Below are 7,917 nucleotides of genomic sequence, written 5' to 3' on the forward strand. Positions count from 1 at the left end.
CGCCGTGCTCGCCTGGGCCGCGATCGCACTGCCGCTGCTGCCGCTGTGGGTGCCGGTGGGAGTCGCCTGCGTAGCACCGCGGCGGGCCCGCCGCCGGCTCGCGCTCCCGCTCGCGTGCGGCGTCGCGACCTCCGCCGTTCTCACGTACCTACTGGCGACGAAGTCCGTCACCGCCGAGATCCGCGGTCACACCATGGGGTACGCGATCGGCCTGCCGCACGCCGGCTGGATCCTCGCCGGGTACCTGCTGGCGACGATCGGCACACTGCTGCTGTCCGGCGAAGCGGGCCTGGTGCTGTTGGGCGGCCTGGTCGCCGTCGGCGCCGCCGTGTGCGGGGCGCTGTGGCGCTGGGAGTTCCTCTCCACCTGGTGCGCCTGCGCGGCGCTCTGTTCGGCGGTGCTGTACGGCTGGCTGGGCACCGGCCCCCGCACAGCCGACGCCGTCTGACCCCTGCGGACCGACCGCCCCCACCACCCGGCCCGACCCACTCGGGTCACCCCCCCTGCCCTGCCCCACCACAGAAGGCAGCTTCTTGCGAGCACTGCTCTCGTCAGTTACAGTCTCTAACAGAAGAGAAAGCCACTAACGAACGGTGATCCTCATGACCAGCACCCAGCCCCTGCACGCCGTCCTCGGATCCGGTCCCGCCGGAACCGCCCTCGCCGAGGAGCTCGTACGCCGCGGCCACCCCGTGCGGCTCGTCGACCGCAAGGGCGCGGGCCCGGAGCTGCCCGGCATCGAGCGGCTCTCCGCCGATGTCGGCACTCCGCAGGGCGCACGTACCGCGGTCGACGGCGCGGCCGTCGTGTACCACTGCGTCAACGTCGCCTATCACCTCCAGGTCGAGGTGATGCCGCGCGTCCAGGAGGCCGTGGTGGGCGCGGTGGCCGACAGCGGTGCGCGTCTCGTGGTCCTCGACACGCTGTACCCGTACGGAGAGACGGGCGGCGCGGTGATGACGGAGGAGACGCCCTGGAACGCCACGTCACGCAAGGGGCGGCTGCGGGCCGACCTCGACGAGAAGTATCTGGCGGCGCACCGCGCGGGCCGGGCGCGTGTGGTGCTCGGCCGGGCCGCCGACTTCTTCGGGCCCGGCGTCCTCAACTCCACGCTCGGCGGCGCCGTCTTCCCGGCCGCGCTGACCGGCGGCGAGGTCCCCGCGCTCGGCGACATCGACCTGCCGCACAGCTACACGTACATACGCGATGTCGCGGCGGGTCTCGCCACCCTCGGTGAGCGTGCCGACGGCGACGGCCGCGTCTGGCACCTGCCGACCGCCCCGACCGTCTCCACGCGCGACGTCCTCGGGATGGTCGAGGAGCGCGTGGGACGGCCGCTGAAGCTGATCGCCGTCCCCGAGCCGCGGCCGTTCGGACCGTTCGACGAGCAGTTCATGGCCGAGTACGCCGAGATGTTCTACCAGCACACCACCCCGCAGATCATGGACTCGACCGCGTTCGAGCGGCACTTCTCCGTCCGCCCGACCCCTCTCGCCGAGGCGCTGGACGCCACGGTCGCCTGGTACAGCGCCTGGCTGGCAGCGCAGGCCCCTGCCAACTAGCGCCCGAGAAGCGTCAGTTGGTGATCGTCACACAGGGCAGCCCCACGCTCTCCCCGCCCCGGAAGCCCTCGGCACACAGCCGCGTCCCGGCGGGGAACTTCCGCTGCGGATAGGCCTGGTCGCGGTAGGTGCGGAACGCGGCGACGTCCTCCGTCTTCGTCGTGGCGCTCCAGCCGTCGGTGGTCCAGACGCGGGCGCTGATGGTGTGCGGCTGGTTGATGTTGATGACGGACACCTCGACGCGGCCGAGGTAGGTGCCGGTGTCGTACGTCTCGATGCACACCGCGTTGTTGCACCACTTGCCGTCGGCCTGCGCGGACGGGCCCGCGGCGACGACGCAGCCGAGCGCGGCCGCGAACGCGCCGGTTCCGCAGAGAACTTTCCTGATGACGGCCCGCATGGTGGCCTCCCTGAACTCTTCATCGGTCTCTTCACAGGGAGCCGGGGGCCCGGCTCCGGCGGAACCAACGCCGACCAGGATCAGGAGTTACGCGGCTGCGTCCGGACGGTGCGAGCACCGCTCGTCGCTCAGCTGAAGGTGCGCCGGTACGCCTGCGGGCTGACCCCCGTCGTGCGCTTGAAGCGGTCGCGGAACGCGGTGGGCGAGCCGAATCCGACCTGGGCGGCGATCCGTTCCACCGGGTGCCGGGTGGTCTCCAGCAGGTGCTGGGCCCGGCGGATGCGGGCCCGGTGGAGCCACTGCAGGGGCGTGGTGCCGGTCTGCTCCCGGAAGCGGCGCATGAGCGTGCGGGTGCTGACCCCGGCGCGCGCGGCGATGTCGGCGAGGGTGAGCTCGCCGTCGAGGTGGTCCTGGAGCCAGCCCAGGAGCGGCTCGAAGGAGGAACCCTGCGGTGCGGGTGCATGGTCGTGGACGATGAACTGGGCCTGCCCGCCCTCCCGTTCGAGCGGCATGACGGAGAGCCGGGCCGCGTCCGCCGCCACGGCCGATCCGTAGTCGCGGCGGATCATGTGCAGGCACAGGTCGAGACCGGCTGCCGCCCCCGCGGAGGTCAGGATCTGCCCGTTGTCCACGTAGAGGACGTCCGCGTCGACGTCGATGCCGGGGTGCGTGGCGGCGAGCAGGTCCGCGGCGATCCAGTGGGTGGTGGCGCGCAGCCCGTCGAGCAGTCCGGTGGCGGCCAGCGGGAAGGTGCCCGCGCAGATCGACGCGATCCGGGTGCCGTCCGCGGCGGCCGCCCGCAGTGCGTCGCGGACGGCGGGCGGGAGCGGGGCCGTGGGTACGGCGGTGCCCGGCACGATGATCGTGTCCGCACCCTGGAGACCTTCCAGACCCCGGTGGGCGCGGATCGCGAAGGTGCCGGCGTCCACCTCGGGCTGCTCGGCGCACACCCGGACCTGGTAGCCGGGCCGCCCGTCAGGGAGCCGGGTGCGGGAGAAGACCTCGATCGGCGTGGCCAGGTCGAAGGGGATCACCTGGTCCAGCGCGAGGATCGCAACGATGTGCATGGCCGGAACATACCTTGCCCACTGGTTACCGCCAGCTCAGTGAGTCCTGTTTTGCGTTCTCGGTCGGGCGAAGTGGGAGGTGAAGAGGGATGTCGCTATTCCGTTGACAGTCGTCACTAATGCCACTGGGGCATCGGGACGCGGGTGACTAGCGTCGACGTCGATCCCGGCGCAGGCCGGGCCCGCCCCAGGTGAAGGAAGCTCCCCCGTGCACGTCCAGATCGTCCTCTTCGACGGCTTCGATCCCCTCGACGCCGTCGCCCCGTTCGAGGTGCTGCACGCCGGCGCCGCCGCTTCCGGCGGGGCGTTCGACGTCGCGCTGGTGTCCGCGGAGGGGCCGCGTGAGGTGGTCAGCGGCACCGGCGGGCTCTCGCTGCGCGCCACTGCCGCACTCGACCCCGGCCGGCCGGGACTCGTCCTGGTGCCCGGCGCCTCGGGACCCCTCGGTGAACCCGGCGCGGCACCCGACGAGGACGCGCCCGAGGCCACGGTGCCCGTCCTGCTGGGGCGCACGCTGGACACCCCCCTGCCCGCGCTGCTCGCGGACGCGATGGCCGACCCCGCGGTGACGGTCACGGCCGTCTGCGGCGGCTCGCTCGTCTTGGCGCTGGCCGGCCTCCTGGAGGGCCGCAACGCCACCACCCACCATGAGGGCCTCGATCTGCTCGACGCGACCGGTGCGCACGCCGTCCGCGCCCGGGTCGTCGACGACGGCGACCTCGTCACCGGCGCCGGTGTCACCTCCGGACTCGACCTCGCGCTGTATGTGCTGGAGCGCGAAGTGGGTCCGCGCGTCGCCCTGGCGGTCGAGGAGCTGTTCGCGTACGAGCGGCGCGGCACCGTCTGGCGCGCCCAGGGCCCGGCGCCCCTCCCGTTCTGACCGCACCCGAAGAAGAGAGAAGAACCACCGCATGTCCGTCGAAGGCATCTGGGACCTGTCCGTCGCCACTCCGCTCGGCAGTGTCGCGGCCGTGGTCGAACTGCGCCGGGGCCCCTCCGGGCTCACCGGCCTCGCGCACGGCGCGGGCGAGGAAGTACCGCTCAGGGAAGTGGAGTCGGCCGGGGACCTGCTCACCTGGAAGCAGTCCGTCACCAAGCCGCTCCGGCTGAATCTTTCCTTCTCGGTGACGGTCGAGGGCGACACCCTGCACGGCACGTCCCGCGCCGGGCGGCTGCCCGCCTCCAAGGTCAGCGGCGTCCGCCGCCCCGCCGGGCCGGGCGCGGGCCGCTGACCATGACCAAGTTCCTCCTCTCCCTGCACGTCCTGACCGCCGTCCTGGCCGTGGGACCGGTCGCCGTGGCCGCGAGCATGTTCCCCAAGTCCCTGCGTCAGGCGGCCGGTTCGCCCGGCGGGCCCGCGTCGCTCGCGACCTTGCGGACGCTGCACCGCATCTGCCGGGTCTACGCGGCCGTCGGCGTCGCCGTGCCCCTGTTCGGGTTCGCGACGGCGAGCAGCCTCGGCGTGCTCTCCAGTGCGTGGCTGATCGCCTCGATCGTGCTGACCACGGCGGCCGCCGCCGTGCTGGCCGTGTGGATCCTGCCCGCGCAGGAGGCGGCTCTCGACGCGCTCCAGGAGACCCGGCACACGCCGCTCCCCCGGTCTGCCGCCCAATTGGCCGCGTTGACAGGTGTGTTCAACCTGCTGTGGGCCACGGTCACGGTCCTGATGATCATCCGCCCCGGCTCCACCACGGGCGCCTGAGCCCCTCCAGGTGTGGGACGACATCAGCCGAACGTACAATTTACGGGTATTTCGGACGCTCGGAGCGTCCGGGACGGCGAGGTGACGTCATGGCGGGACACCCCACCCGGCGACGCAGAGCGGCCCGGGTACCCGTGGCCGCGGCCGTGGTGTGCGCGAGCTTGTTGACCGCGGGCCCCGCGCTCGCCGACGGCGGCTCCGCGGACCCGAGCGCGCGGCAGCTGGCCGACGACGCGAAGAAGGAGCTCCTCGACGCGCGCTCGCTGCACCTGGCCGTGACGAACCGGGCGGACGACGACCGGGACGCGCGCACCCCTGGCGCTTTCGACCTGCGCCTCGACCAGGACGGGAACTGCACCGGGTCGCTGCGCATGGGCACCGGCGGCGCCGACGGCGGCAGCGTCGACCTCGTGAAGCGGGGTGACGAGGTCTGGATGAAACCGGACGCGACCTTCTGGAAGACGCAGGTGTCCGGCGGCTCCGGCGCCCTCGCGGCGCAGGTGTTCAAGGACCGGTACGTGCACGGCACCACGGACGATCCGATGCTGGCCGGGCTCGCGGACGTCTGCGACCTCGACGCGTTGCGCGCACAGCTGGACAAGGGCGCGGGGCGCCCGACCCAAAAGCCGCTCGACAAGGGGGACGCGACGACCGTCGACGACACCCGTGTCGTTCCGCTGACCGGCCGGGACGACGACAGCCGCCTCACCCTGTACGTCACCGAGGACGCGCCGCACCGGCTGGTGCGGGCCACCGAGAAGAGCCCGGACGAGACCGTCACGATGACCTTCACCGACTACGGCGCCCCGGTGCCGACGAGCACGCCGTCCGCGGACGAATCCGTGGACATCTCCCAGCTGCACGACGTGGACCCGGACGGCACTCCGCCGCAGGTCTAGCCGGTCAGGCTCCGGCGTCAGGCCTGCTGCCGGTGGTGAGCCATTCCGCGCGCACCGCGGCGGGCGTGCTGTTGATCGCGGCGAGTGCCTGCGCACAGACCTTGGTGAGGGTCTCGTCGGGCACCCCGTTGGCCTTGAGCGCGTCGATCATCGCGTCCCATGTGACGGGGTCGAGTTCGCACGTGCCGTCACTGCTCAGCGCGTCCATGAAGCCTCCGAACTGCCTGCTGCCGGAACCGGTCGTCGCCCCACGATCACGCATGCGTGAGGGTGGTGCCACTCGGCAGGGGCGTCGGGTGACGCGACGCTCAGGGCCCGTCGGCCGGGGCCTGTCCGCTCCTCGGGTAGCGCACGAAGAGGATGCCGTGGACCTCGCCGTCCAGGGCGCGGTAGACGTGCGGGACGTCGGCCCGCCAGTGGGCGTGCCCGCCGGGACCGACGGTCTGCGGCGCATCCGGCAGGCCGACGACCGCGGTGCCCGCCAGGATCATCAGGCTCTCGGTGGTGTGGGGCACATGGGCGGCCGAGTCCTGGACGGCTCCTGCGGCGATGGTGACGCGAAAGACGTCGGTGGCGGCGCCGTCGTCCTCGAACCGCTCCAGGAGCGCCGCGGTGACAGCGCTCCCGGAGACGCCGCCCGCCTGCTCGGCCACGCCCCGCGGGGGATCGTCGAGCACGACGCTGAGCGGGCTGCCGAGTGCGGTGGTCAGGGCGTAGAGGGTCTCCAGGGTGGGATTGCGCAGGCCGCTCTCGAGTTCCGAGAGGGTGCCCTTGCCGACACCGGAGCGGCGGGCGAGTTCGGACAGGGACAGGCCGCGTTCCATGCGCCGCAGCTTCAGCCTGCGGCCCACCTCGTCGTTGAGGCCCATCTCGCGACTCCCGTCCGTTGCGTCGCCCTCCGCCACGTCCGTTCCCCGGACTGTTGACGCTTCACCGACCGCTTCCCTAGTGTTCCACAAACAGAACGTTCCGTATATGGAACACCTGGCACCCGGTTCGGAAGTGATGCCCCATGTCCCGCCTCTCCCGCATACACGCCGTCGCCCCGCCCTCCGCCGTGGTCGCGGGCCTCATCGCCGTCACCGTCGGCGTGACCAGTTCGGCGGCGCTCGTCTTCACCGCGGCGCGGGCCGCAGGGGCGGACGCGCGGGAGATCTCGTCGTGGATGCTCGCCCTCGGCATCGGCCTCGCGGTCACGTGCACGGGCCTGTCGTTGCGCTTCCGGGCACCGGTGATGACCGCCTGGTCGACACCGGGCGCGGCACTGCTGGCCACCTCCCTGAGCGGGGTGTCGATGGGCAAGGCGGTCGGCGCGTTCGTCCTCAGCGGTGTGCTGATCCTGGTGAGCGGGCTGACCGGATGGTTCGCCCGCGTCATGGACCGGATCCCGGTGCCGCTCGCGGCGGCGCTGCTGGCCGGGGTGCTGCTGGAGTTCGGCACCGGGCTCTTCGCCGAGATGGACGGCAGTTTCGCCGTCGCGTTCCCGATGTTCGTGCTCTACCTGCTGGGACGCCGGCTGCTGCCCCGGTACGCCGTCCTGCTCGCCCTGGGCGGCGGGGTCGCCGCCTCCGTCCTCGTCGGGGGCTGGCACCTGGAGAAGGTCCGACTGTCGCTCGCCCAGCCCGTGTTCACCACTCCCGAGTTCGACTGGAAGGTGCTCGTCAGCGTCGGCGTGCCGCTCTTCGTGGTGACCATGGCCTCGCAGAACCTGCCGGGTGTGGCGGTGCTGCGCGGCGCAGGGTACGAGGTGCCCGTCTCGCCGCTGCTGACCTGGACCGGCGCCGTGCAGACGGTGCTCGCCCCGTTCGGTGCGTTCGGCATCAACCTGGCGGCGATCACCGCCGCGATCTGCACCGGGGAGGAGGCCCACCCCGCTCGCGAGCGGCGCTTCCTGGCGACCGTGTGGGCCGGCGCCTTCTACCTGTGCGCGGGGCTGCTCGGCGCCACCGTCGCCTCCCTGCTGGCGGCGATGCCGCACGCCCTGGTCCTGGCGATCGCCGGCATCGGTCTGCTCGCCACCATCGAGGCGTCACTGGCCTCCGCCCTGTCCGACCCCGGCTCCCGGGAGGCCGCGCTCGTCACCTTCCTCGCCACGGCGTCCGGGGTCACCCTGCTCGGCATCGGCTCGGCGTTCTGGGGCTTGCTCGCCGGGGTGCTCACGAGCGTGGTCGCCTCGCTCGGACGGCGCACGAAGGCCGCGCCGCGGGCCGCGGTCAACCCGCCGCCCGGCACACCCGTGCGAACCGGCGGGTGAACACCGACCACGCCGCGGCCGCAGCGCCTTCGT

Annotated in this window: 11 protein-coding genes; 7 read left to right on the forward strand and 4 right to left on the reverse strand. The window is 72.6% G+C overall.

All coding sequences use genetic code 11. From position 1 onward, the window contains the following. Positions 1 to 448: DUF6629 family protein (locus G3I40_RS29460; RefSeq protein ID WP_164305608.1), on the forward strand; the 448-nt coding region annotated here is incomplete at its 5' end. 154 nt (positions 449 to 602) lie between these two features. Further along, positions 603 to 1,562, forward strand: a complete 960-nt coding sequence (locus G3I40_RS29465) for an NAD-dependent epimerase/dehydratase family protein (protein WP_164305610.1) — start codon at positions 603 to 605, stop codon at positions 1,560 to 1,562. A 13-nt stretch (positions 1,563 to 1,575) separates the two neighbouring features. Here G3I40_RS29465 and G3I40_RS29470 read toward each other — a convergent pair whose 3' ends face one another. Next, the gene (locus tag G3I40_RS29470; RefSeq protein ID WP_164305612.1) at positions 1,576 to 1,962 is read right to left on the reverse strand and encodes a hypothetical protein; all 387 of its coding nucleotides are present in this window, start codon (positions 1,960 to 1,962) and stop codon (positions 1,576 to 1,578) included. Between the two features lie 128 nt (positions 1,963 to 2,090). Beyond that, positions 2,091 to 3,029: a helix-turn-helix domain-containing protein gene (locus G3I40_RS29475; protein ID WP_164305613.1), complete on the reverse strand. Its 939-nt coding sequence runs from the start codon at positions 3,027 to 3,029 to the stop codon at positions 2,091 to 2,093. Between the two features lie 208 nt (positions 3,030 to 3,237). On the opposite strand from G3I40_RS29475, the gene G3I40_RS29480 reads away from it, so the two are divergent. From G3I40_RS29480 to G3I40_RS29495, 4 genes are all read left to right on the forward strand, one after another. After that, positions 3,238 to 3,909: a DJ-1/PfpI family protein gene (locus G3I40_RS29480; RefSeq protein WP_164305615.1), complete on the forward strand. Its 672-nt coding sequence runs from the start codon at positions 3,238 to 3,240 to the stop codon at positions 3,907 to 3,909. A 31-nt stretch (positions 3,910 to 3,940) separates the two neighbouring features. Next, a complete protein-coding gene (locus G3I40_RS29485) occupies positions 3,941 to 4,261 on the forward strand; it encodes a hypothetical protein (RefSeq protein ID WP_164305617.1) in 321 nt (106 codons plus the stop codon). Positions 4,262 to 4,263: 2 nt separating this feature from the next. Continuing rightward, positions 4,264 to 4,731 (forward strand): hypothetical protein, encoded by a 468-nt coding sequence (locus G3I40_RS29490; RefSeq protein ID WP_164305619.1) that lies wholly within the window; start codon positions 4,264 to 4,266, stop codon positions 4,729 to 4,731. An 89-nt stretch (positions 4,732 to 4,820) separates the two neighbouring features. Then, positions 4,821 to 5,630, forward strand: coding sequence for a hypothetical protein (locus G3I40_RS29495; RefSeq protein WP_203644988.1), 810 nt, complete (start codon positions 4,821 to 4,823; stop codon positions 5,628 to 5,630). A gap of 4 nt (positions 5,631 to 5,634) precedes the next feature. On the opposite strand, the gene G3I40_RS29500 is transcribed toward G3I40_RS29495, so the two are convergent. Then, positions 5,635 to 5,892 (reverse strand): hypothetical protein, encoded by a 258-nt coding sequence (locus G3I40_RS29500; protein ID WP_164305620.1) that lies wholly within the window; start codon positions 5,890 to 5,892, stop codon positions 5,635 to 5,637. 46 nt (positions 5,893 to 5,938) lie between these two features. Then, positions 5,939 to 6,499, reverse strand: a complete 561-nt coding sequence (locus tag G3I40_RS29505; protein WP_164305622.1) for an XRE family transcriptional regulator — start codon at positions 6,497 to 6,499, stop codon at positions 5,939 to 5,941. A gap of 143 nt (positions 6,500 to 6,642) precedes the next feature. Here G3I40_RS29505 and G3I40_RS29510 point away from each other — a divergent pair, with 143 nt between their 5' ends. Further along, entirely contained in the window at positions 6,643 to 7,884 is a 1,242-nt protein-coding gene (locus G3I40_RS29510) for a benzoate/H(+) symporter BenE family transporter (protein WP_164305624.1), read from the forward strand. Positions 7,885 to 7,917: the final 33 nt, after the last annotated feature.

This window comes from Streptomyces sp. SID14478 (assembly GCF_010548525.1).
Classification (GTDB): Bacteria; Actinomycetota; Actinomycetes; order Streptomycetales; family Streptomycetaceae; genus Streptomyces.

Bases quoted from the DNA above. Each gene is read 5' to 3' on its own strand.
- G3I40_RS29475 (WP_164305613.1), bottom strand. From the start codon at position 3,029: ATGCACATCGTTGCGATCCTCGCGCTGGACCAGGTGATCCCCTTCGAC.
- G3I40_RS29485 (WP_164305617.1), top strand. From the start codon at position 3,941: ATGTCCGTCGAAGGCATCTGGGACCTGTCCGTCGCCACTCCGCTCGGC.
- G3I40_RS29495 (WP_203644988.1), top strand. From the start codon at position 4,821: ATGGCGGGACACCCCACCCGGCGACGCAGAGCGGCCCGGGTACCCGTG.
- G3I40_RS29500 (WP_164305620.1), bottom strand. From the start codon at position 5,892: ATGCGTGATCGTGGGGCGACGACCGGTTCCGGCAGCAGGCAGTTCGGA.
- G3I40_RS29470 (WP_164305612.1), bottom strand. From the start codon at position 1,962: ATGCGGGCCGTCATCAGGAAAGTTCTCTGCGGAACCGGCGCGTTCGCG.
- G3I40_RS29465 (WP_164305610.1), top strand. From the start codon at position 603: ATGACCAGCACCCAGCCCCTGCACGCCGTCCTCGGATCCGGTCCCGCC.
- G3I40_RS29510 (WP_164305624.1), top strand. From the start codon at position 6,643: ATGTCCCGCCTCTCCCGCATACACGCCGTCGCCCCGCCCTCCGCCGTG.
- G3I40_RS29490 (WP_164305619.1), top strand. From the start codon at position 4,264: ATGACCAAGTTCCTCCTCTCCCTGCACGTCCTGACCGCCGTCCTGGCC.
- G3I40_RS29505 (WP_164305622.1), bottom strand. From the start codon at position 6,499: ATGGGCCTCAACGACGAGGTGGGCCGCAGGCTGAAGCTGCGGCGCATG.